Origin of the sequence: Agrococcus sp. SL85, assembly GCF_026625845.1 — a bacterium.
GTDB lineage: Bacteria > Actinomycetota > Actinomycetes > Actinomycetales > Microbacteriaceae > Agrococcus.
This window is the reverse complement of record NZ_CP113066.1, coordinates 1563470-1584985: the sequence shown is the minus strand read 5'-3', so window position 1 is coordinate 1584985 and position 21516 is coordinate 1563470. Positions and strand designations below refer to the sequence as shown.

19 protein-coding genes, 1 tRNA gene and 1 pseudogene are annotated in these 21516 nt (G+C 75.6%); 6 read left to right on the top strand and 15 right to left on the bottom strand.

Annotated features, from left to right (window positions below):
• Positions 1-8: 8 nt before the first annotated feature.
• The 5 genes and pseudogenes from OVA14_RS07835 to OVA14_RS07815 all read right to left on the bottom strand — a co-directional run bounded on the left by OVA14_RS07835 (position 9) and on the right by OVA14_RS07815 (position 6475).
• Complete coding sequence (locus tag OVA14_RS07835) at positions 9-1313, bottom strand: hypothetical protein (RefSeq protein WP_267503367.1); 1305 nt, start codon at positions 1311-1313, stop codon at positions 9-11.
• Positions 1314-1326: 13 nt separating this feature from the next.
• Entirely contained in the window at positions 1327-2304 is a 978-nt protein-coding gene (locus OVA14_RS07830; RefSeq protein ID WP_267503366.1) for a ribose-phosphate diphosphokinase, read from the bottom strand.
• 11 nt (positions 2305-2315) lie between these two features.
• Positions 2316-3747, bottom strand: a pseudogene (gene glmU, locus OVA14_RS07825) (bifunctional UDP-N-acetylglucosamine diphosphorylase/glucosamine-1-phosphate N-acetyltransferase GlmU).
• 36 nt (positions 3748-3783) lie between these two features.
• Positions 3784-5742, bottom strand: coding sequence for a glycosyltransferase family 2 protein (locus OVA14_RS07820; RefSeq protein ID WP_267503365.1), 1959 nt, complete (start codon positions 5740-5742; stop codon positions 3784-3786).
• A gap of 22 nt (positions 5743-5764) precedes the next feature.
• Entirely contained in the window at positions 5765-6475 is a 711-nt protein-coding gene (locus OVA14_RS07815) for a MerR family transcriptional regulator (RefSeq protein WP_267503364.1), read from the bottom strand.
• 84 nt (positions 6476-6559) lie between these two features.
• Between OVA14_RS07815 and OVA14_RS07810 the strand changes: the two genes are divergently transcribed.
• The 3 genes from OVA14_RS07810 to OVA14_RS07800 all read left to right on the top strand — a co-directional run bounded on the left by OVA14_RS07810 (position 6560) and on the right by OVA14_RS07800 (position 8032).
• Positions 6560-6631: transfer RNA gene (locus tag OVA14_RS07810), tRNA-Gln, on the top strand.
• Between the two features lie 287 nt (positions 6632-6918).
• Entirely contained in the window at positions 6919-7536 is a 618-nt protein-coding gene (locus OVA14_RS07805) for a hypothetical protein (protein ID WP_267503363.1), read from the top strand.
• A gap of 4 nt (positions 7537-7540) precedes the next feature.
• The gene (locus OVA14_RS07800) at positions 7541-8032 is read left to right on the top strand and encodes a MarR family winged helix-turn-helix transcriptional regulator (protein ID WP_267503362.1); all 492 of its coding nucleotides are present in this window, start codon (positions 7541-7543) and stop codon (positions 8030-8032) included.
• A 17-nt stretch (positions 8033-8049) separates the two neighbouring features.
• Here OVA14_RS07800 and OVA14_RS07795 read toward each other — a convergent pair whose 3' ends face one another.
• Genes OVA14_RS07795 through OVA14_RS07785 form a run of 3 tightly spaced genes read right to left on the bottom strand, consistent with a single transcriptional unit; the run spans position 8050 to position 10214 of the window.
• Entirely contained in the window at positions 8050-8505 is a 456-nt protein-coding gene (locus OVA14_RS07795; RefSeq protein ID WP_267503361.1) for a hypothetical protein, read from the bottom strand.
• 8 nt (positions 8506-8513) lie between these two features.
• Complete coding sequence (gene ahcY / locus OVA14_RS07790; RefSeq protein WP_267503360.1) at positions 8514-9947, bottom strand: adenosylhomocysteinase; 1434 nt, start codon at positions 9945-9947, stop codon at positions 8514-8516.
• Positions 9948-9989: 42 nt separating this feature from the next.
• Positions 9990-10214, bottom strand: coding sequence for a DUF3499 family protein (locus tag OVA14_RS07785; protein ID WP_267503359.1), 225 nt, complete (start codon positions 10212-10214; stop codon positions 9990-9992).
• A 53-nt stretch (positions 10215-10267) separates the two neighbouring features.
• Here OVA14_RS07785 and OVA14_RS07780 point away from each other — a divergent pair, with 53 nt between their 5' ends.
• On the top strand, positions 10268-10690 hold the full coding sequence (locus OVA14_RS07780) for a hypothetical protein (protein ID WP_267503358.1): 423 nt from the start codon (positions 10268-10270) through the stop codon (positions 10688-10690).
• Between the two features lie 28 nt (positions 10691-10718).
• Here OVA14_RS07780 and OVA14_RS07775 read toward each other — a convergent pair whose 3' ends face one another.
• The 6 genes from OVA14_RS07775 to manA form a co-directional block, all read right to left on the bottom strand.
• A complete protein-coding gene (locus OVA14_RS07775) occupies positions 10719-12353 on the bottom strand; it encodes a DUF5719 family protein (protein ID WP_267503357.1) in 1635 nt (544 codons plus the stop codon).
• An 11-nt stretch (positions 12354-12364) separates the two neighbouring features.
• Positions 12365-13324 carry a hypothetical protein gene (locus OVA14_RS07770; protein ID WP_267503356.1) on the bottom strand — a complete coding sequence of 320 codons (960 nt, stop codon included), beginning with the start codon at positions 13322-13324 and terminating at the stop codon, positions 12365-12367.
• Positions 13216-15138, bottom strand: a complete 1923-nt coding sequence (locus tag OVA14_RS07765) for a glycosyltransferase family 2 protein (protein ID WP_267503355.1) — start codon at positions 15136-15138, stop codon at positions 13216-13218. Before OVA14_RS07765 ends, OVA14_RS07770 begins: the two co-directional genes overlap by 109 nt.
• Before the next feature lie 73 nt (positions 15139-15211).
• The gene (locus tag OVA14_RS07760) at positions 15212-16282 is read right to left on the bottom strand and encodes a glycosyltransferase family 2 protein (protein WP_267505529.1); all 1071 of its coding nucleotides are present in this window, start codon (positions 16280-16282) and stop codon (positions 15212-15214) included.
• A gap of 44 nt (positions 16283-16326) precedes the next feature.
• Positions 16327-16584, bottom strand: a complete 258-nt coding sequence (locus OVA14_RS07755) for a WhiB family transcriptional regulator (RefSeq protein WP_267505528.1) — start codon at positions 16582-16584, stop codon at positions 16327-16329.
• 186 nt (positions 16585-16770) lie between these two features.
• On the bottom strand, positions 16771-17937 hold the full coding sequence (manA, locus tag OVA14_RS07750) for a mannose-6-phosphate isomerase, class I (RefSeq protein WP_267503354.1): 1167 nt from the start codon (positions 17935-17937) through the stop codon (positions 16771-16773).
• A 112-nt stretch (positions 17938-18049) separates the two neighbouring features.
• Between manA and OVA14_RS07745 the strand changes: the two genes are divergently transcribed.
• Positions 18050-19228 carry an acyl-CoA dehydrogenase family protein gene (locus OVA14_RS07745; RefSeq protein ID WP_267503353.1) on the top strand — a complete coding sequence of 393 codons (1179 nt, stop codon included), beginning with the start codon at positions 18050-18052 and terminating at the stop codon, positions 19226-19228.
• A gap of 42 nt (positions 19229-19270) precedes the next feature.
• Here OVA14_RS07745 and OVA14_RS07740 read toward each other — a convergent pair whose 3' ends face one another.
• Positions 19271-20032: a polyprenol monophosphomannose synthase gene (locus OVA14_RS07740; protein WP_267503352.1), complete on the bottom strand. Its 762-nt coding sequence runs from the start codon at positions 20030-20032 to the stop codon at positions 19271-19273.
• A 108-nt stretch (positions 20033-20140) separates the two neighbouring features.
• Between OVA14_RS07740 and OVA14_RS07735 the strand changes: the two genes are divergently transcribed.
• Positions 20141-21430 (top strand): O-antigen ligase family protein, encoded by a 1290-nt coding sequence (locus OVA14_RS07735; protein ID WP_267503351.1) that lies wholly within the window; start codon positions 20141-20143, stop codon positions 21428-21430.
• The last annotated feature ends 86 nt before the right edge of the window (positions 21431-21516 follow it).

The following is a 21516-nucleotide window of genomic DNA, read 5'->3' as shown; positions in this document are numbered from 1 at the left end:
CGCGGCGCTCATCGGCCCTCCCCCTGCGCGAGCGCGGTGCCGAGTCCCGCGCGCTCCTCCGCCGCGCGCTGCGCCTCGCCGCGCCGCGCCGCCACGCCCTCGAAGGGGTCGTGGGCGACGAGCGCGCGCGCCCGCTCACGCAGCCGCTGACCGCGCACCGAGCCGACGAGCGCGAGCAGCAGCGAGCCCGCGAGCAGCGCTGCGGCGGGGGTGAGGAGCGCCTCGAGCCGCGCGATGCCCGCAGCGACGGCCGGGCCGTCGATGACCGCCATCCAGCCCGGCGCGAGGCCGAGCGCGAGCGCGCCCCAGCCGAGCACGGCGAGCGAGGCCGCGACGCGCTCGAGCGCGGTCCGGTCGAGCAGGAGGGCGTCGAGCGCCGGCGAGGGCGGCAGCGGCTCCGCCGCCCCGGCGAGCGAGGCGGCGACCCGCCGAGCGGCGAGCGCGGCACGCACGAGCCGCGCGGCCGCGATGGCGAGCAGCACGAGCGAGACCGCGACGAGCGCCGCGCCGCCGAGCAGCACGAGGCCGTCGATCGCGAGCTCGCCGCCCTCGTCCCAGCGGATCGGGTCGGCGCCCCGTCCGGGCTGGCGCAGCACGACCCCGGTGCAGAAGGTGCCGGCGCCGAGCCCGGCGGCGGTGCCGAGCGCGCCGAGCCCGCGCCCGGCGCGGGCCCGCAGCTCGCGCGGCCGGGGATGCGCGCCGCGGCCCCAGCGCGCGGCGAGCGTCGCGAGGCGCTCGGCCCGGCGCATGGCGAGCGGCCCGCGCCCGCGCGCGACGACGGCGAGCGAGACGGCGATCGCGAGGAGGCCGATCGCTGCGGCGGGCATGCCCAGCGCCCAGACCGGGTCGTCGTCCTCGAGCGCGACGGCGACGACGACGAGCGCCACGAGCCCGAGGGCGATCGACGCGCCGACGCCGAGCGCCTGCAGCGGCGGCAGCGGGCCACGGACGAGCAGCACGCGCTCCTGCAGCGTCGGCGGCGCGTCGTCCTCCGCCCGCTCCGCGGCGCGGAGCAGCAGCGCGCGCTCGAGCCCGACCCTGCACGGCTCGACGACCGCGCACCCGGCCGCGAGCAGCAGCACCGAGGCGAGCACGCCGCGCAGCACGAGATCGGCCGCGGCGAGGCCGATGACCTCCTCGTTCACGAGGCCCAGCACGCACGCGCCCGCGAGCAGCCCCGCGGAGGCGGCGCCCGCGCCGCGCACCGGCGCGGCGAGCGCGCCCAGCGCGTGGAGCGCGGGGCCGCGCCGCACCGGCCGCGAGCGGCCCGTGCCGCGGCCGGGACCGGGCACCTGATCGCGGTGCCAGGTCACGCGCGGGGACCGCTCAGGCGGCGCCGTCGAAGAGGCTCGTCACCGAGCCGTCCTCGAAGACCTCGGTGATCGCGCGCGCCAGCAGCGGGGCGATCGAGAGCACGTGGAGCTTCTCGAAGCGCTGGTCGTCGCGCAGCGGCAGGGTGTCGGTGACGACGACCTTGTCGATGTGCTCGGAGTTCAGGATCGCGGGCGCGGGATCCGAGAAGATCGCGTGCGTCGCCGCGACGACGACGTTCGTGGCCCCGTTGGCCTTCAGCGCCTCCGCGGCCTTCACGATCGTGCGGCCCGTGTCGATCATGTCGTCGACGAGCAGGCACGTGCGGCCCGCCACCTCGCCGACGATCTCGTGCACCGAGACCTGGTTGGGCACGAGCGGGTCGCGGCGCTTGTGGATGATCGCGAGCGGCGCGCCCAGCTTGTCGGACCACACGTCGGCGACGCGGACGCGACCCATGTCGGGCGAGACGACCGTGAGCGAGTCGGGGTCGAGGGTGTCGCGGAAGTGCTCGAGGAGCACCGGCATCGCGAAGAGGTGGTCGAAGGGGCCGTCGAAGAAGCCCTGGATCTGCGAGGCGTGGATGTCGATCGACATGATGCGGTCGGCGCCCGCGGTCTTGAAGAGGTCGGCGACGAGGCGGGCGGAGATCGGCTCGCGGCCCGCGCCCTTCTTGTCCTGGCGCGAGTACGGGTAGTACGGCATCACCACGGTGATGCGCTTCGCCGAGGCGCGCTTCAGCGCGTCGACCATGATGAGCTGCTCCATGAGCCACTCGTTCACGGGCCGCGCGTACGACTGCATGATGAAGGCGTCGGAGCCGCGCACCGAGCCGCGGAAGCGGGCATAGATCTCGCCGTTGGCGAAGGTGCGGGAGTCGACCTCCATGAGGTCGGCGCCCATCTCGACCGCGACGGACTGCGCGAGCTCCGGGTGCGATCGGCCGGTCGCCAGGACCAGGTGCTTGCGGTTCTTCGCGACGATCGATCCCACGCGGGTCCTCCTCAGGCCTGCCGGCCCTGCTCCTCGGCGGCGGCTGCCGCCTCTGCGGCCTTCGAACCGGGGCGGTTGGCCTCGGTCCATCCGGCCCGGTTGCGCTGCGGGGCGACGGTGATCGCCAGCGCGCCGGGCTCGACATCCTTGCGGATGACGGCCCCGGCACCCGTCTTCGCGCCAGCACCGATCCTAACGGGGGCGACGAAGCTGTTGTGGACGCCGGTCTGGGCGTGGTCGTCGATCTGCGTGCGGTGCTTCGCCACGCCGTCGTAGTTCGCGGTGATCGCGCCGCCGCCCACGTTGACGCCCTCGCCGATCGTCGCGTCGCCCACGTACGACAGGTGCGGCACCTTGCTGCCCGCGCCGATCTGGGCGTTCTTCGTCTCGACGAAGGTGCCGACCTTGCCGCGCTCGCCGACGACGGTGTTGGGGCGCAGGTACGCCCAGGGGCCCGTCGTCGCGCCCGCGCCGATGACCGAGAGCGTCGCGTCGGTGCGGACGACGACCGCGTCCTCCCCCACCTCCGTGTCGACGAGCGTCGAGTCGGGGCCGATGGTCGCGCCCGTCGCGACGGTCGTCGCACCGCGCAGCTGCGTGCCGGGGAGCAGCGTCACGTCCTCCGCGAGCGTCACGTCGACGTCGATCCACGTCGACGCCGGGTCGACGACCGAGACGCCCGCCGCCTGCCAGCGGCGGACGATGCGCGCGTTGAGCTCGCGCGCCGCCTCCGAGAGCTGGATGCGGTCGTTGATGCCGTGGATCGCCCACGGGTCGGCGGCCGCGACCGCGTCGATGCGGCCGCCCGCGGCCTGGATGCGCAGCGCGGCGTCGGTGAGGTACTTCTCGCCCTGCGCGTTGTCGGTGCCGATGGTCGCGAGCGCCGAGCGCAGCGCCGCGGCGTCGAAGACGTAGATGCCGCCGTTGACCTCGTCGATCGCGCGCTCGGCCTCGTCGGCGTCCTTCTGCTCGACGATGCGCACGAAGGCGCCCGCCTCGTCGCGCACGATGCGGCCGAGCCCCGTGGGGTCGCCGAGGTGGGCCGAGAGGAGCGTGAGCTGGTTGCCCTGCGCCTCGTGGCGCTCGAGCAGGGTGCGCAGCGTCGCGGCGTCGATGAGCGGCACGTCGCCCGAGAGGACGACGACGTGGCCCTCGAAGCCGGGGATCGCCTCGAGCCCCTGCTCGACGGCGCGGCCGGTGCCGGGCACCTCGTCCTGGTCGGCGATGCGCACGTGGGGCGCGTGCTCGAGCACGGCCTCGGCCATGCGGTCGCGCTCGTGCCGCACGACGGCCACGACGGCCTCCGGGTGCAGGCTCGCCCGCCGTCGAGAGGACGTGCGCGATGAGCGGCCTGCCGGCCAGCGGGTGCAGGGGCTTCGGCGTGCGGCTCTTCATGCGCGTGCCGGCGCCCGCGGCGAGGACGATGACGGCGATCGAGGGCATAGCGGGTCTCCGATCAGGACGGGATGCTCGCCCAGGCTAGCGGCGCGCGGCCGCGGGCGGCGGCCCCTGGCGGCCGCGCCAGCCGTCGAGCGCCCCGCGCAGCATCGCCCTGGCGTTGCGGCCGCGAGGGGCCGCGAAGGCCGTCATGCGCGCGAGCTTGAGCACCATGCGCGGCACGTCCTGCGCCGTCCACACGCCCGGGGTGCCGGGCCGACGCCAGAGCGCCACGCGGTTGCGGGTCATCATGTAGAGCCGCAGCGGCGAGTGCACGAACATCGTGCCACCGCCGGGCAGGCGCACGAGCTCGTCGCCGATCGCGTGGAGCATGCGGGCGTCGGCGACGCCCACGAGCTGGAGCCCCGCGGCCTTCGCGCGGAAGCACCACTCCATGTCGACGCTGTCGATGAACAGGCCCTCGTCGAAGGCGCCTGCCGCCTCGAGCGCGGCGAGCGGGATGAGCGAGCCGGAGGAGATGAGGAAGTCGGCGTCGACGTCGCCGCCCGCGGGCGCGTCGACCTTGCGGTTGAGCGGGAAGCCGAAGCGCACGAAGGGCGCGCGCTCCCCCGAGCGCTCGTCGACGAAGGTCGGGCCCACGGCACCCACGGGCCCGCGCGCGGCGCGCCGGTCGTGGTGCGCGAGGAGCAGGTCGACGCAGCCCTCGTCGAGCCGGGAGTCCTGGTCGAGCAGCAGCACGAAGCGGGCGCCGCGCTCGCGCGCGATCGCCGCGGCCCGGTTGTACGCGGCGCCGAGGCCGACGTTCGCTGCGAGGCGCACGACCTCGACGCCCGTCGGCACCGCGATGCGCGCGCTCCAGTGGGCGCCGTCGACGGCGGGGCTGTCGTTGTCGAGCACGACGAGCCCGCCGACCTGGCCGGCGGCGCGCGCGAGCACCTCCGGCAGCGCCGCCTCGTCGGGCCGGTGCGTGACGGCGACGGCGACGACGTCGGAGCGGCTCGAGGGCATGGGCCGATCCTCCCATGCGCCCGCCGGGCCGCCGCCCGTCAGCGCGCGGCGGCCCGGCGCCGCGCGGCCGCGACGGCGAGCGCCACGAGCGTCGCCGCGGCCGCGGCCGTCGCGCCCGCCGCCGCGAGCACGGGCGCGCTCGGCGCCGTCACGGGCTCGCCCGCGAGGGCCTGGGCCGTGAGGACGGCGGGCGCGGCGGCGGCGGCGCCCGCGAGCACGGCGGCGAGGTGCGCCCGCAGGCGCGCGTCGCGCAGCAGCGGGATGCGGCGCGCCGCGAGCCTCCACGGCGAGCGCTGCGAGGGGCAGCGCCTGCAGTGCGTGCATGCCCGCGAAGTGCGGCACCCGGAGGTCGCCGCCCTCGGTGCTCCAGCCGAGCAGCGGCAGGCCCGCGCCGCCGTCGGCGACGCCCACGGCGTGCGCGCCCGCGACGCCCTGGAAGTCGCGCAGCTGCGCCTCGGTGGGCGAGGTCATGAGGAACGCGACCGCCATGCCCGCGACGGCGATCGCGACGCCCGCGCGGATCGCGATCGTGCGCGCCGCATCGTCGCCGGGCGCGAGCGAGAGCCCGACGCCGACGAGCAGCGTGATGAGCCAGACCACCGCGATCGCCGCGGCCATCGCGCTCCAGAGCCCGATGCTCAGCGGCGTCGACACGTTGAAGTGGCTCGTGGTGCCGAGCGCCGCCGCGCCCGCGATGATGACGATCTCGACCACGAGCCCGACGACGACGACCGTGCCGAGCGCGCGGCCCGTGCGGCGGAAGCGCCGGAGCTGGTCGAGCAGCCAGGCGAGGGTCACGGCGTAGATGCCGATCGACAGCGCGAACTTCAGCGGCTTGGCCCACGCGGGCTGCCCGAGGATCTCGCGGGGGTCGACGATCGTGAGCACGCCCGCCACGAGCGCGAGGACGCCCATCGCCGCGGCGAGGCCGAGCAGCGGGCGGTGCGGATCGCGGAGGCGGAGGGCGAGGGCGCCGGGAGCGGCGCCTCGGTCGTCGGCCGCGTGCGTCGCGGCGGGTCCTGCTGCCTGCATGGTGCGCCTCCTCGGGTGCGGGTCAGTCGACGGGCTCGGGGACGGCAGGGGCGTCCGAGCGGGCGCAGCGCTGGTCGGCGTCCGAGCGGGCGCAGCGCTGGTCGGCGTCCGAGCGGGCGCAGCGCTGGTCGGCGTCCGAGCGGGCGCGGTGCTCCTGCGCGATGCGGCGGAGGCCGGCGTTCAGCGCGTCGCCGAGCACGGTGCCGACGACGACGGTCTCGGCCATGCGGTCGCGCGAGCCGGACTCGGCGACGAGCCGCAGGTCGGCGGCGGCGAGCGCGGCGGCCGCGTCGAGGTGCTCGGCGGTGATGCGCGCGAGGTCGTCGCGCCCGATCTCGCGGTAGCGGTCGAGCGTCGCCGCGGCGAGCGCGATGCCCGGGTTGTCGTCCTCGACGCACCAGCCGCGATCGTCGACCGCGGCGCGGACGGCGGCGACCGAGGCCTCGGTCGGGGCGCTCGCGCGCCGCGGCAGCGCATGCTGCGCGACGGCCATCGTCGCCTCGATGGGCAGGGACTCGTCGTCGATCGCGGCCAGCACGTCCTGCACGCCCGCGAGGCTGAGGCCCCCGTGGTGCAGCAGCGCGCGGATGAGGCGCAGCCGCGCCACGTGGTGCTCGGCGTAGTCGGTGCGGTTGTAGCCCACCCGGTCGCCCGCGAGCAGGCCCTCGCGCGCGTAGTGCTTGATCGAGGCGGCGGAGGTGCCGCTGCGGGCAGCGAGCTCGGCGATGCGCATATCGATAGTGTGCCTATCGATAGCGTGGATATCAACCCCCTCGCCCGGGCTCGTCGCGGTGCGGCGATAGCCTGGGGCGTGCCCTCCGCCATGGTGTAACGGCAGCACGACGGCCTTTGGAGCCGTGAGGCCCAGGTTCGAATCCTGGTGGCGGAGCTCGAGGTCCTGCGGACCTCGATGGCCGCCACCAGTCGCGAGCGCAGCGAGCGAGGGCGGAGCGAACGACCCCGTGGGTCGATCGCGACGTCACCAGTCGCGAGCGCAGCGAGCGAGGGCGGAGCGAGCGGCGAGCCGCGCGCTCGATCGGCCTGAGGTGCACGCGAGGCGCACATCGCACCCCGCACCGCGCTGCGGCCGATCGAGCGCGGGCGATCGGCCCGCGCTCCAGCAGATCGGGGCGCGGCCCCGGCCCGCGCCCCGGCGCCCCGTGCCATCCTCGTCGCATGCCTCCCGCCCTCGTCGCCCGCGCCGCGGCGCGGCACCGCTCGGCGGGGTGGTGGGTGCCGCCGCTCGTGGGCCTGGGCTGGATCGCCATCGCGGCGATGCTGCTCATCGGGCCGCTCTGGGCGCTCGTCTTCGGGGCGCTGCTCGCGCTCGCCCCCGTGGCCGCGGCGCGGCTCCGCCGCACCCGCTGGGAGATCGACGCGCCGGGCGACGGCGCGCGCTTCCGCTGGGGCGTCGATGCCGCGCGCTCCGCGGCGCTCGCCGACATCGGGGGCATCGTGGAGCAGGTCGCGCCCGGCGCCTCGAGCCGGGGCATCCCCGTGACGCGCGACAGCGAGCTCTGGCACCTCGTCGGGCACGACGGCGCCTGGCTCGGCACCGCCGCGACCTCGGGCCTCGATCCGGCCGACGTCGAGCGCGCCCGCGCGCTCGTGCCGGGCGAGCGCATCCCCTACGGCCTCGCGCGCCGCATCGGCGCGATCCCGGCCGACGCGCCCTGGCACGTGCGCCACCCCGGGCGCGCGGTGTGGGTCGCCGGGCTCGTCTCGCTCGCCGTCATGGCGCTGCTGCTCGCCACGACGGCGGAGCTGAGCTGGGTCGCCCTGCTGGCAGGATGACGGCATGAGCGACGCAGGGTCGGACGACGTCGACCGCATCATCGAGCAGTGGATGCGCGTGCGCCCGGACGCCGACGTCACCCCGCTCGCGGTGCTGAGCCGCATGACCCGCATCTCGCGCCAGCTGGGGCGCGTGCGCGCCGAGGCCTTCCAGCAGGCGGGCCTCGATCCCTGGGAGTGGGACGTGCTCGCGGCGCTCCGCCGCCAGGGCGGGCCGCTGAGCTCCAAGGACCTCATCGCGCAGACGATGGTGACGAGCGGCACGATGACGAACCGCATCGACAACCTCGTCGCATCCGGCCTCGTCGAGCGCGTCGAGGGCGCGACCGACCGCCGCGTGCGACTCGTGCAGCTCACCGACGAGGGCGTCGACCGTGTCGACGTGGCGCTGGACGCGCTGCTCGAGGCCGAGCGCCGCCTGCTGCGCTCGATCCCCGCCGACGACCAGGCCCGGCTCGCCGAGCTCCTGCGCGTGCTCGCCGACGCGATCGTGTAGCCGGCGGGCTGCGGCGCTCAGCCGCGGTCGATCGGGATGCGGAGGCCGCCGAGCTCGGCCTCGAGCGCTCGCACCTCGCGCTCCGTGAGCCCCTCGTCGAGCAGCCCGCCGAGGCGCCGTCCGTCGACCCCGATGAGCTGCCAGCGCGCGATCCGGAGCGGCACGAGCGCGGGCAGCGGACGCCGCCGGACGACCGCGACCTCGGCGACGGGCACCCGGCGCCGGCCGAACGCGCTCCCGACCTCGATCGAGGCCGCGGGGCCGCGCGCCACGACCACGCGGGTCGTGGCGACGCGCACACCGAGCAGCACGCCCGCGAGCACGACCGCGCCGAGCGCGATCGCGAGCGGCGCTGCTCGCTCGCGCGCGACCGCGATGGCGCCCGCGGCGGCCGCGGCGAGCCCGACGACCGGGTAGACGAGCGGCAGCCTCGCACGCAGCCGCAGCGGCGTCGGCCGTGCCTCGCGCTCCACGCCGTACGTCAGTAGCGGTAGTGCTCGGGCTTGAAGGGCCCCTCGACGGGCACGCCGATGTAGTCGGCCTGGCGCTGCGAGAGGGTCGTCAGGCGAGCCCCGAGCGCGTCGAGGTGCAGGCGCGCGACCTCCTCGTCGAGCTCCTTCGCGAGCCGGTGCACCCCGAGCTCGACGTCCTTCGTCGCGAGCTCGATCTGCGCGAGCACCTGGTTCGAGAAGGAGTTCGACATCACGAACGAGGGGTGACCGGTGGCGTTCCCGAGGTTCATGAGGCGGCCCTCCGAGAGCACGAGCAGCGAGCGGCCCGAGGACATGCGCCACTCGTGCACCTGCGGCTTGATCTCGATGCGCTCGGCGCCCGAGCGCTCGAGCGCGGCGATGTCGATCTCGTTGTCGAAGTGGCCGACGTTCGCGACGATCGCGAGGTGCTTCATGCCCTCGAGGTGCGCGAGCGTGAGCACGTGCTCGTTGCCGGTGGTCGTGATCCAGATGTCGACCTCGTCGAGGCAGTCCTCGACGCGCGCGACGCGGTACCCGTCCATGGCCGCCTGGAGGGCGCAGATCGGGTCGACCTCGGAGACGATGACGCGCGCGCCCTGGCCGCGCAGGGCCTCCGCGGCGCCCTTGCCGACGTCGCCGTAGCCGACGACGAAGGCGGTCTTGCCGCCGATGAGCACGTCGGTGGCGCGGTTGAGGCCGTCGGGCAGCGAGTGGCGGATGCCGTAGCGGTTGTCGAACTTCGACTTCGTGACCGAGTCGTTGACGTTGATCGCGGGGAACAGCAGCTCGCCGCGCGCGAAGAGCTGCTCGAGGCGGTGGACGCCCGTCGTCGTCTCCTCGGTGACGCCGCGCAGCTGCGCCGCGATCGTGGTCCACCGCTGCGGGTCGTCGGCGAGCGTGCGAGCGATGAGCGCATCGATGACGCGCAGCTCCTCGGGCGCGTCCTCCGGCGTCGCGGGCGCGGCGCCCGCCTGCTCGGCATCGCGTCCCCGGTGCACGAGCATCGTCGCGTCGCCGCCGTCGTCGAGGATGAGCGTGGGCCCCTCGGCGAAGTCGAAGATGCGGTTCGTGCAGCGCCAGTACTCCTCGAGCGTCTCGCCCTTCCAGGCGAACACCGGCACGCCGGCGGGCGCCTCGGCGGTGCCGGCGCCGACGACGACCGCCGCGGCGGCCTCGTCCTGCGTGGAGAAGATGTTGCAGCTCGCCCAGCGCACCTCGGCGCCGAGCGCCACGAGCGTCTCGATGAGCACGGCGGTCTGCACGGTCATGTGCAGGCTGCCGGCGATCCGCTGGCCGGCGAGCGGCTGCGCTGCGGCGTAGCGCTCGCGCAGCGCCATGAGGCCGGGCATCTCGTGCTCGGCGAGCCGGATCTGGTGGCGACCGGACTCGGCGAGCCCGAGGTCGCGGACGTCGAAGTCGAGCGCGGTGGCGATGTCGGTCATGCCGACATCCTGCCATCGCGGGCACCCGGCGCGCGCGGGCCCTCAGCGCGCGGCGCGGCCCGGGTCGTGGCGGACCACCTGCCACCCCGAGGGCCCGGATGCGCGCGCCGCGTGCGGCTCGCACAGGTCGTAGGAGCCCTCGATCGCCCCCTGGCGGGAGGACGCCTGCAGCGGACCCACCACGAGCACCTGCGCCGCGTAGTCGACCGTCACCGTCCGGTCCGCGTAGTTGCGGCATCCCGGTCGGGAGCAGGTCCTGCGGTCCATCCCTCCAGGCTAGTGGCGGGTCGGTCCTCGCCCAGCGGACGTAGGATTGCCCCATGCCCGGCCGCTCGCGATCGCACCGCTCGCGCCACGGGCGCGAGTTGCGGTCCTCGGTGGCCGGCCCTGCCCTCCCCTACCTGTCGTCCCGAGAGACCCGCTTCGAGGACATCGCCGCCGACGCGGCCGACTACGTCCAGGCGCTCTGGCCGGACGAGCTGGGGGACGTCGTCTTCCGGTGGGCAGACATGCCGCCGGCCGCGCTCGCAGATCGCGTCGACGAGGTGCCGGAGTGGTCGGTCGACCCGCACGCTCGCACCGTCACGGTCTTCCGACTGCCGCTGCAGCGGCTCCCTCGCGTGCACATGGAGGACGCGTGGCACCGCCAGATCGCGATCGAGGGTGCCGTGTTCCGGGCGGCCGCGGAGCTCGTGGGCCGCGATCCGTGGGAGGTCGCCCCGGATCGCTGGCGCCAGCACTAGCGGATCGCTCGCGTGGGGCGACCCAGGATCAGTGCAGGACGAGCACGCCTGCCGCGGTCGGCCCCTGGGGGCTCGCGGTGAACCCGCCCACCGCGCTCTCCGAGCGATAGGCCACGGCGAGCACGATCGACTCCCCCGTGACCTCCACGGCGCCGGGTCCGACGCGGCGCTCGAGCATGGCGCCGGCGGGGAGCGAGATCCTCTCGCCGCCGATGACGACCTCCTGATCGGCAGCCGCCTCGCTCACGACGTGCAGCGTCGCGCCGGGGCCGTCCGGCACGGCGATGGCAGCGGTGCCGGAGCGCGGCTGGCCGCCCGCCACCCAGTCGAAGTCGATGCCGTCGTCCGCGAGCGCGACGGTCCTGGCTCCCGCGACCACGGGCGCATCCGCCTCCACCCGGATGGCCACGCTCCCCACCGCGATCTCCTCGAGCGGGAAGTCCGTGACGCGGCCCGCCTCGAGGACGCCGGGCGACTCGGTCGTCGTGCCGTCCGGCCCGAGGATGCGCACGCGCACGTCGCCCCCCGTCGGCGAGAGCAGCCGGAGCACCGGGACGGTGTCGTCGTAGTCCTCCCCCGTCTCGATCCCCGTCGGCTCGATGAGGCCGACTCCGGGCAGCGTCGCCGCGGGCAGCGCGAGCACGGGGTCGACCACGTCGAAGCCTCCGCGCTCGAGGCCGCGCGTGGTCGTCTGCTGGAGGTGCGCGGTGACGGGCGCCCCCGAGGCGGCGACGTGGACGACGACGCCGTCGACGCCCGGCGCGATCGCGGCGAGGTCCAGCACCTCCTGGGATCCCGGCGCCACCGCGATGCCGCTGGATCCGACGGTCTCGACCTGGCCCTCCGGCCCGTAGACGGCGACGTCGACGCTCGCGCCGACCTCCGATGCGTTCGCGATCGTCAGGACGCTCTGCCGCCCGGTGCGCGTGGAGCCGCCGACGAGCCACTGGTCGAGGCTCGTCTCGGCGCACTCGCTCGCCGCGAACCCGCGGACGGCGTCGACGTCGACGTCGAGGCCCTCGGCCGCCGAGAGCGTGGAGGCCTCGCCGCGCTGCTCGATCGCCGCACCTCCGGCGAGCGCCTCCGAGCCGGGGATGACGAGCTCCCGAGCGGTGATCTCGCCGCCGAGGCTGCCGGTGGCGGTGCTCCCGTCCGCGACCGCGGCGAGGGCCAGCGCGTCCTGGCCGTCGGCGCTGCCCACGCGAAGCGCGGGCCCTGCGCAGACGCGCGACTGGAGGGGGGAGGCGGGTTGCACGAGCGTCGACGGCGGCTCCGCCCGAGCGGACACCCCGTCCGGCAGCGCGCCGGCACCGAGCACGGCCGCGATGCAGACGCCCACCGTCGCGAGGCCCGCCACGCCTCGGAGGCTCCACCGCAGCACGTCCCCGCGCTCGATGCGGCGCTCGACCTCGGCCGCGTCGTTCGCCGCCGCCTCCCGGTCGGTCAAGGACGCGTCCACCGCGATGTCGCCGGCCGCGGCCGCCGATGCGGCCGCAGCCTCGACGGCGCGCTCCTCGGCGGTCGGCACGTGGGGGCGGGGCGACTCGTCGTCCGCGATCGGCGCCTCGTCGTCGAAGTCCTGCGAACCGTCGAGCTCGAGCGGGTCGGGGCTCGTCGGGTCGATGTCGCGAGGCGCGCGGCGCTCGTCGTGGCGGTCGCCCACGGGGTCCTCCTTCACTGCCAGCCCTGCCCGGTCGTGCCGCGACGGGTGCGGACGCGGGCGCCTCGTCGCAGCGACGGCAGCGCGGCGACGAGCGCCATCGCCAGTGCCGCCAGCTGCGCTGCGAGGAGCCAGCCGGCCCATCGCGCCTGCTGCGCGCCCTGGTCCGGCCCGTCAGCGGCGCGCTCCCACAGCAGACCCGCCTCGGTCTGCCCGATCGCCTGGAGGTCGCCGCGCGCGTCGAGCGAGCGCTGGGCGCGATCGTGCACCGCCGCGGCCCCCTCGCGCTCCTGCTCGAGCAGCACGAAGCGGATCCCGTGCCGGTCGAGCAGCGCCGACGCGTCCGCGTCGCCGCCCGTGGCCATGTCGACGGCCGCCTGGGCCAGCGCCGCCTCGGCGGGATCGGGCTCGGTGCGGACGAGCTCGGCAGTCGCCACGCCGTCGAGCGCCGCACCCCGTCCGCGCTCGACGTCGACGCCCAGCACGCCGTCGGCGAGCGGATGGAGGACGAGCGTCCCGACCTGCGGCTCGTCCTGGGCCGCGGCGTCGACGAAGGCGGGCATGCGGCGCTCGGGGGCCGCGATCACCGTCGCGGGAGCGAGGAACGCGGTCGCGATCACGGGCACCGCGGCGGCGACCGCCGCGAGCGCGACGATGCCGCCGGGCACCGCGCCTCGGCGGTCGTCGACGTCGACGGCGACGACCGCGAGCGCGAGCAGCGCGGCGAGCATGAGCGATGCCGCCGAGCCCGCCCACACGGTCACCGGCTCGCCGTCGAGGGTCGTGGGGGCGAGGCGTGCCGCGGCGATGGCGCTCGCGTAGCCTGCGAGCAGCAGCAGCAGCCAGGGCCACGCGCGGCGGGGCCTCAGGACGACGCCCGCGAGCGCCGCGCCCGCCAGCGGCACGAGCAGCCCGAGCGCCACCCAGCCGGCGTCGAGGCCCGGTGCGACGGCGTCGACGGCCGCGCGGAGCATCGCGAGGGAGGCATCGGGGCCCAGCAGCGCCGAGTCGACCGCGCTCGGCGCTGCCGATGGCTTCGGCACGCCGGGGTCCGCGAGCGCCGCGAGGGGGAGCCCGCGAGCCAGCGGTCGACGAGGACGGGGCCGAGCAGCACCGCGGCCGGCACGGCTGCCGCGAGCGGGCGCAGCGGCGAGCGCCAGCCGACGGCGGCGCCGAGCAGCACGAGCAGGAGGGCGGCTGGCAGCAGGATCGGCGCTCCGGCGACGACGACGGCGAGCGGGATCGCCGCAGCGCCCGCGACCCGCCACGACTCGTGCGCTCGCAGCACGCCGGTCACGGCCAGCGGCAGTGCGATGTGGGCCAGCACGGGGCCGAGGCGACCGTCGACGATGGCCACGAGCAGCGTCGGCGCGAGCGCCCACACGGCCGCGGCCGCCGCCGGCGCCCAGCGCGAGGCCGTCGCGCGGCGCACGGCGGAGAAGGCGGTGATGGAGGCGAGCGCCGGAGCCAGGAAGAGCAGCAGCACGACCGCGGTCGACGGCTCCCAGGGCGTGAGCGAGCCGAGCAGCGCGAGGAGGAGGGTGAACGGGTCCGCCGGGCCGACCACGGCACCGAGGGCATCGCGCGGGCCGGCGAGCGTGCTCGACCAGAGGTCACGGAGGGAACCGGAGACCGGCAGCAGCGCGCCTCCGGTCGCCCGTGCAGCGCCGATGAGCTGCGGCGAGAGGATGACGCCCACCACCACGGCGAGCGCCGTCACCCACAGCCCCGCACCCTCGACGAAGCCGACGCGCTCGTCGGCCGGGCGCTGCATCTCGTCGGGGTCGCCGAGCGCGCGGCGCTGGGATCGCACCTGGCGCCACGACGTGCGCAGGGGCCGCAGCGCCGCCCATCCCGTCCGGCGGGCGCGCGCGATGCGGCGCCGCGCGCGCAGGACGGGCGCGACGGCGACGAGCGCGCCCAGCGCGGCGCGCCACTCGGCGAGGACGGCGGCAGGGCGCTTCGCGAGCAGGTGCATCGCCGAGCGCGCGAGCGCGAGGGGCAGCAGCAGGAGCCAGTGGACGACCAGCAGCAGCGGGTGGGCGTACGCGAGGCGTCGATGCAGCTGCGCTCGGCGCGCGATCGCGACGCGCTGCGCGTCGCTCACCGAGCGCGCCTGGAAGTGCTCGGGACCGCCAGCGCGGCGCACCTTGGCGCGCGGCTCGACCGCGACGCGGTGGCCGGCCAGCCTCGCGCGCACGCCGAGGTCCAGGCCCGCGTCGATCGATCGGAGCGCCGGGTCGAAGCCCCCGAGCGCCGCGAAGGCGTCGCGACGCACCAGCACGCCGGTCTCCGCGACGCCCAGCCGATCCGAGTCGTCGTCGTGCTGCCCTTGATCGAGCTCGCCCTCGTGGAGCAGGAGGCTCCGGCCGAAGGGGGTGACCGACTGCCCGAACTCGGCGAACCGGTCCGGAGCGTCGGCTCGCATGACCTTCGGACCGACGACGGCGACGCTGGGGTGCGCGTCGACGTGCGCGAGCAGCGCTTCGAGCGCTCGGGGATGCGGCGCGGCGTCATGGGCGAGGAGCCAGAGCCAGTCGCCCTCCTCGGCATCCGGCAGCGCCGCCGCGCCCCGTGCGATCAGCATGCCGTAGGGCAGGCGGGGCGCTCGGAGCAGCCCGTTCGCGGCGGAGGACTCCAGCAGCGTCGCCGAGGCGTCGCGCGAGCCGCCGTCGACCGCGAGGAGGCGGTCGGGAGCGACCGTCTGCGCCTCGAGCGCCGCGAGCGTGGCGGGCAGCGCAGCGTCGCCGTCGCAGACGGCGAGCACGGCGAAGACCCTCGGGAGCACCTCGCAAGGCTAGGTGCGCGCCCCCCGGGCCCATCGTCGGCGGGCCGGTGTGCCGCCCAAGTCGTCCGGGGACCTATCGACGGATGCGCCGCACGGCGGCCCCGGCCGCGCGGACCACGCGACGGGGGATCCGTGCGAGGCGCTCCGGCGTGATCGCGCGGCGCTCGAGCTCCTGCCTGCGTCGGACGGCGTCGACGATCTCCGCGTGGAAGGCGGCGTCGAGCCCGTGGAGCTCGCGCTCTCGCTCGAGGAGCGCCAGCACCTCCTCGGGTGCGAACGGCTCGTCCGCGGCGGGGTCGATGGCGGCCTCGAGGCGCTCGGGCCGCACGGGCGCGAGCACCGAGAGCCGCTCTGCGAGCCGGTCGTCGCGCACGAAGCCGGCGCCGAACGCCTCGTCGCGCACGGGGGTCCGGGCCAGGTAGAAGGGCAGCAGGATGCCGGCCTTCCACCGCCGCCAGTCGCGCATGCCGTGGTGCTCGGGGCTCGGGTCGAGGTGCGGCGCCGCCTCGTAGCCGCGACCCATGTTCACGGTCTTCCGCTCGAACTGCTCCCAGGAGCGCCACGGCACGTGCAGCACCTCGATGCCGAGCGCATCCTCGACGGGCGTGCCGGGCGGGGTGGAGACGCGGTGGTTGCCCTGCGCGACCTCGACGTGCGCGTCACCGACGTGGATCGCGTTGGCGCTCGGGTGCGCGTGCACGCCGGCCGCCGCGAGCTGCTCGGGCGAGCGCTCGTCGCGCCAGTGCATCCTCGTCGACAGGCCCGAGCCCGTGCGTGCGGTGGGCCCGACGAGGTTGCGCACGGGCGCGTGGAACGCGGTGGTGCCCCGCGGCGCGTCGGACAGCGCCTCGACGAGCGTCCTGCCTCGCGCGAGCACGAACTCGTCTGCGTCGCCGTTCACCACCCAGGCGGCCCGGTGCTCGGTCGCCGCAAGGCGGGCCATGCGCGTGACGACCTCCGCCTGCTGCTTGCGATGCTCGGGGTCGTCGAAGACCGTGACGGGGGCGACGCGCGCGTAGTCGGCCAGGATGTCGCGCGTGCCGTCCTCGGACGCGTTGTCGGTCACCAGGATGCGGTCGACGCCCTCGGCGAGGTGGTGCTCGAGGGTCGCGGCGATGATGTCCGCCTCGTCGCGCACCATCATCGTCAGCACGACCGGACCGGGCGACGGCACCGTGCGTCGCCCCGTCAGGCGCGCTTGCGCAGCTTGCGGCGCTCGCGCTCGGAGAGGCCGCCCCAGATGCCGAAGCGCTCGTCGTTCTCGAGCGCGTAGTCGAGGCACTGCTGGCGCACCTCGCAGGTGTCGCAGATGCGCTTCGCGTCGCGCGTCGAGCCGCCCTTCTCGGGGAAGAACGCCTCGGGGTCGGTCTGCGCGCAGAGCGCGTCGGCCTGCCATGCGAGCGGCTGCTCGTCGTGCTGCGGGCGCACGCCCGGCACGCCGAGCATGACCGGGTCGACGAACCAGTCGCCGGGGACCCCGCGATGGAGCGGGCTGGTGGTGTCGCGGCCATCGGCCGACGTGCTGCGCTGCACTCCCTCACGCATGGATCCCCCGGTTCTGCGGAGCCCCGGCCGGGTCCGCGTTGCGACCAATTACACCGGTGTCATTCGCTCCGCGTCAAGTCGATGATCCTAGGAGTGTCGCGGCGGATCCTGCGGAACCGCGGGTCGCGCGGGCGTGTCGCGCTCGAGCGCGACCCACGCGCCGTCCGATGCGATCCGCACCGGCCCGGGCGCGTCGATCCACGCGGCCGCCGCGGGGGCCATCGACTGCGCCTCGCCCTCGACCTCCGCGGTCGTGTCGGCGATCGCGAGCACGAGGCCGCGCACCCGCTCCCCCGCTCCACCGATCGCGTGCTCGCCCGTGACGCGACGCAGCTCGAACGGCGCCTCGGGCCGATAGGCGATCGCGCCCTCGAGCGGCGTCGCGGGGAGGCGGGGATCGGCGAGCGGCGAGCGGTCGACGACGGCGAGCAGCTCGGCGACGTCCACGTGCTTGGGCGTGAGGCCGCCGCGCAGCACGTTGTCGCTCGGGCCCATGAGCTCCATGCCGAGGCCCTCGAGGTACGCGTGCATGTTGCCGGCGGGCAGGAAGAGCGCCTCGCCGGGCGAGAGCTCGAGCCGGTGCAGCAGCAGCGCGACGAGCAGGCCCGGGTCGCCGGGGTGGGTCTCGGTGATCCGCGCGATCGTGTCGGCGTCGCGCGGGTGCGTCGCGGCGAGCGCGGGCGCAGCCGAGGCGGCCGCCGCGACCGCCTCGGCGACCTCCGGGTCGCCGGAGAGCAGCCACTCGAGCGCGTCGCCCGCGCGCACGCGCTCGGCGACCGGGGCGATCCGCGCGTCGAGCGCGGCGAGCGCGTCGAGCGTCACGAGCGCCTCCTCGCGCGAGCGGAAGCCGCACAGCGCCTGGAACGGCGTCACGGCCACGATGAGCTCGGGCTTGGCGGACGGGTCCCGGTAGGAGCGGTGCGGGGCGTCGCGCGGGATGCCCGCCGCGTCCTCGCGCGCGAACCCCTCCCGGGCGCGCGCGTCGTCCGGATGCGCCTGCAGCGACAGCGGCGCAGCCGCGGCGAGCACCTTCAGGAGCAGGGCCGGCTGCGCCAGCCCCTCGGCCTCGATCGCCGCGTCGAGCGTGGCCCCCTCGTGCCTCCCACCGGTCACCCGCGCGGGGCTCCCCGGGTGCGCGCCGAGCCACACCTCGGCCTCCGGGCCCCCGGACGGGGCACGGCCGAGGTACTCCGCGATGAGCGTCGAGCTGCCCCAGGCGTAGTCCCTCGGCTCGTTGGCGATCGGCACAAACACGCCGCGGTCTCCTTCCGGCAGATTGCACGAGCGTACCAACGACGCGGCGCGGTCCCGGGCGGCGCCCCTAGCCTTGCGGCGACGGCCGAGCCAGGCCGGGAGACGAGGAGCAATGGAGTTCACGCCGCTCACGAGCGACTTCTACGGGTTCGCCGCCGACCTGACCGACGCGGAGCGCGCATCGCTCGCCGAGGTGCGGGCGTTCATGGAGGAGCGGGTGCGCCCCGAGATCCAGGAGCACTGGCACGCGGACGCCTTCCCGGTGTCGCTCATCCCCGGCATCGCCGAGCTCGGCGTCGTCGGACCCGGCTGGGCCGAGACCGCCCGGTTCGAGAACTCCGCCGTCTACCGCGGCTGGGTCGCGCTCGAGATGAGCCGCGTCGACGCCTCCGTCGCGACCTTCGTGGGCGTGCAGAACGGCCTCGTCGCCGGCTCGATCGGCGTCGCCGGCAGCCCCGAGCAGCGCGCCGAGTGGCTGCCGCGCCTCGCCGACTGCTCGGTGATCGGCGCGTTCGGCCTCACCGAGCCGCTCTCGGGCTCCGACTCCGCGCAGGGCCTGCGCACCACCGCGCGTCGCGAGGGCGACGAGTGGGTGCTCGACGGCGCGAAGCGCTGGATCGGCAACGCCACGCACGCCGACGTCGTCGTCATCTGGGCGAAGGACGTCGAGGACGGCCAGGTGAAGGGCTTCATCGTGCCGACGACGACGCCGGGCTTCCGCGCCTCGAAGATCGAGCGCAAGATCGCGCTGCGCATGGTGCAGAACGCCGACATCGAGCTCGAGGGCGTGCGCGTGCCCGAGTCGCACCGCCTGCAGGGCGCCGCCTCCTTCCGCGACACCGCGCGGGTGCTGCGCCTGACCCGCGCCGAGGTCGCGTGGAGCGCCGTGGGCGTCATGGTCGGCGCCTACGAGGCCGCCGTCCGCTACACGACCGAGCGCGTGCAGTTCGGTCGGCCGATCGCCGGGCACCAGCTCGTGCAGGACCTGCTCGCGAAGTCGCTCGGCCACATCACGGCCTCGATCGCGCTGTGCGTGCAGGTCTCCCGGATGCTCGACGAGGGCCGGCAGGAGGACGCCCACTCGGCGCTCGCGAAGGCCTTCACGACCGCGCGGATGCGCGAGGTCGTCGCCTGGTGCCGCGAGGTCTGCGGCGGCAACGGCATCGTCACCGACTACGACGTCGCCCGCTTCTTCGTCGACGCGGAGGCGCTCTACACCTACGAGGGCACCGCGCAGATGAACGCCCTCATCGTCGGCAAGGCGATCACGGGCCAGTCGGCCTTCGCCTGAGCGACCGGGCCGGGGCGGACCGCCGCCCCGGCCCGCCCGCGCTCAGCCCACGCGCTCGAGCCGCCGCATCCCCAGCGCCTCCCGCGCGCCGCGCAGCAGCCGGCCGGCGGCCCAGCCCGTGACGTGGACCAGTGCCTCCCGGACGATGCCGGAGGTCATCTTCGAGGCGCCGTGCTCCCGCTCCCGGAAGAGGATCGGGACCTCCTCCACCACCGCGCCCGCCTCATGGGCGCGCCTGGTCATGTCGATCTGGAAGCAGTAGCCCTGGCTGCGCACCGCATCCAGCGGGATCGCGCGCAGCAGCTCGGCCGTGTACGCGCGGTACCCGGCGGTCATGTCGCGCACGGGCGAGCCGAGCAGGGTGCGGGCGTACACGTTGCCGAGGCGCGAGATCGCCTCGCGGTGCTTCGGCCAGTCGACGATGCCGCCGCCCCGCACCCAGCGCGAGCCGATGACGAGGTCGGCGGGGCCCTCCGGCGACAGCCGGGACAGCATCCGCGGGAGCGCGGTCGCCGGGTGGGAGCCGTCGGCGTCGAACTCGACCACGACGTCGGCGCCGCGGTCCAGGGCGTGCCGCATGCCGTCGATGTAGGCGGCGCCCAGTCCCTGCTTGGCGGGGCGGTGCAGCACCGTCACCCGGGGATCGGCTGCGGCCATGCGGTCGGCGAGCGCCCCGGTGCCGTCGGGGCTCGCGTCATCGACCACGACGACCTCGACGTCCGGGTTCGCCGCGAGCAGAGAGTCCATGGTCGCGGGCAGCGCCTCGAGCTCGTTGTACGTGGGCACGAGGACGACGACGCGCATGCGGCTCCGGAGGTCGGCGGGACAGTTGGGCCGATCCTGCCACACGCGCGGGAGGCGGAGCCGTGGAGGGCGGGCACGCGCCGAGGCGCGGCGTGGGACGATGGATCCGTGCCAGCCCAGACACGCAGGACGCTCCTCGCGACGTGGATCGTCGCGAACGCCGCGTGCGGCGACGCCGTCCGGAACGTGATCGGCTACCCGGCCTGGGGCGTGCTCGTCGGGCTCACCTTCCTCTGGGTCGGCGTCGAGCTCTGGCTGCTCCGGGTGCGGCTGTGGCGCCTCCCGGTCCCCCTCGTCGCGTTCGCGGCGATGGCGACCGTCTCGGCGGCCTGGGCGATCTCCCCGGGATGGTCCCTCGTCGGCTCGATCGTGCTCATCGGCACGATCCTCTCGGCGGTGCTCGTCGCCTCGCTGCCGTACCGCACCATCCTCGACATCGTGCACTGGACGATGCAGGGGCTCCTGATCGCCTCGCTGCTGTTCGAGGCGTTCGTCGCGCTCGTGCTGCGGCGTCCGCTCTTCCCGCTCTGGGCCGACTACCCCGACGACGTGTCCGGCGAGCTGCACTGGTCGAGCGGCGTCATGTTCGAGGGCGGACGCATCTCCGGCGTCATGGGCAACGCCAACCTGCTGGGCATGGTCGCGCTCATCGCCCTCGTCGTCGCCGGCTGCCGCGCCGCTGCGGGCCTCGACCGCCGCACCTGGCCGGCATGGGTCGCGCTGCCCATCCTCATCCACGCCCTCACGCGCAGCGCGACGGTGCTGTTCGCCACCGCCATGGTGGCGGTGCTGGTCTTCCTCGTCGTCGCGTGGGTGCGATGGCGAGGCGCCGCGTTCTACCGGATCTTCGGCATCGCCGTCGCGATCGGCCTGGTCTGCGTCGGGCTCATCGTGGGCAACTGGGCGACCGTGACCGACTTCCTCGGCCGCGACGCGGACATGACCGGGCGGTTCGACATCTGGGGCCGGGTCATCGACCTCGGGCTCACGAGCCCCGTCGTCGGGGTCGGCTACCTCGGCTACTGGCTGCCGTGGGTGCCGCCGTTCGACCGCCTGGGCGAGCTCCACGGCATGGTGTACCTCCAGGCGCACGACGTCTGGCTCGACGTCTTCATGCAGCTGGGCATCGTGGGCGTGCTGCTCTGGGGCGGCCTCCAGTACCGAGCCGTCGCGAACTCGCTCGGCGCGCTCTACCGCGCCCCGATCGGCGAGCGAGCCCTGAACGCCATCCCGCTGCTGCTCTGGGTCGCGCTCTTCGTGCAGGGCCTCGCGGAGTCGCGACCGTGGATCGAGTTCGGCATGATCCTGCTGACGATCTTCGCGATCGGGCCGCTGCGGCGGCAGATCGCGCCCCGGGCTCCGCGGACCGAGGCGATCCCGACCGTCTCCGCGCCCTAGCCCGCTCGACGCGCAGGCTCGCGCGCGGGTCCCGCGGCGCCGCGGGCGTCGAGCGCGCACCGGGGACGACGCGCTCCACGTGCACG

What these genes read in the sequence shown, in the direction of transcription:
- OVA14_RS07800 (WP_267503362.1), top strand. Translation starts at nt 7,541, where the DNA reads ATGAGCGACGCAGGGTCGGACGACGTCGACCGCATCATCGAGCAGTGG.
- OVA14_RS07815 (WP_267503364.1), bottom strand. Translation starts at nt 6,475, where the DNA reads ATGCGCATCGCCGAGCTCGCTGCCCGCAGCGGCACCTCCGCCGCCTCG.
- OVA14_RS07805 (WP_267503363.1), top strand. Translation starts at nt 6,919, where the DNA reads ATGCCTCCCGCCCTCGTCGCCCGCGCCGCGGCGCGGCACCGCTCGGCG.
- OVA14_RS07785 (WP_267503359.1), bottom strand. Translation starts at nt 10,214, where the DNA reads ATGGACCGCAGGACCTGCTCCCGACCGGGATGCCGCAACTACGCGGAC.
- OVA14_RS07770 (WP_267503356.1), bottom strand. Translation starts at nt 13,324, where the DNA reads ATGCTCCGCGCGGCCGTCGACGCCGTCGCACCGGGCCTCGACGCCGGC.
- OVA14_RS07745 (WP_267503353.1), top strand. Translation starts at nt 18,050, where the DNA reads ATGGAGTTCACGCCGCTCACGAGCGACTTCTACGGGTTCGCCGCCGAC.
- OVA14_RS07755 (WP_267505528.1), bottom strand. Translation starts at nt 16,584, where the DNA reads ATGCTCGGCGTGCCGGGCGTGCGCCCGCAGCACGACGAGCAGCCGCTC.
- OVA14_RS07780 (WP_267503358.1), top strand. Translation starts at nt 10,268, where the DNA reads ATGCCCGGCCGCTCGCGATCGCACCGCTCGCGCCACGGGCGCGAGTTG.
- OVA14_RS07760 (WP_267505529.1), bottom strand. Translation starts at nt 16,282, where the DNA reads ATGATGGTGCGCGACGAGGCGGACATCATCGCCGCGACCCTCGAGCAC.
- OVA14_RS07820 (WP_267503365.1), bottom strand. Translation starts at nt 5,742, where the DNA reads ATGCAGGCAGCAGGACCCGCCGCGACGCACGCGGCCGACGACCGAGGC.
- OVA14_RS07740 (WP_267503352.1), bottom strand. Translation starts at nt 20,032, where the DNA reads ATGCGCGTCGTCGTCCTCGTGCCCACGTACAACGAGCTCGAGGCGCTG.
- ahcY (WP_267503360.1), bottom strand. Translation starts at nt 9,947, where the DNA reads ATGACCGACATCGCCACCGCGCTCGACTTCGACGTCCGCGACCTCGGG.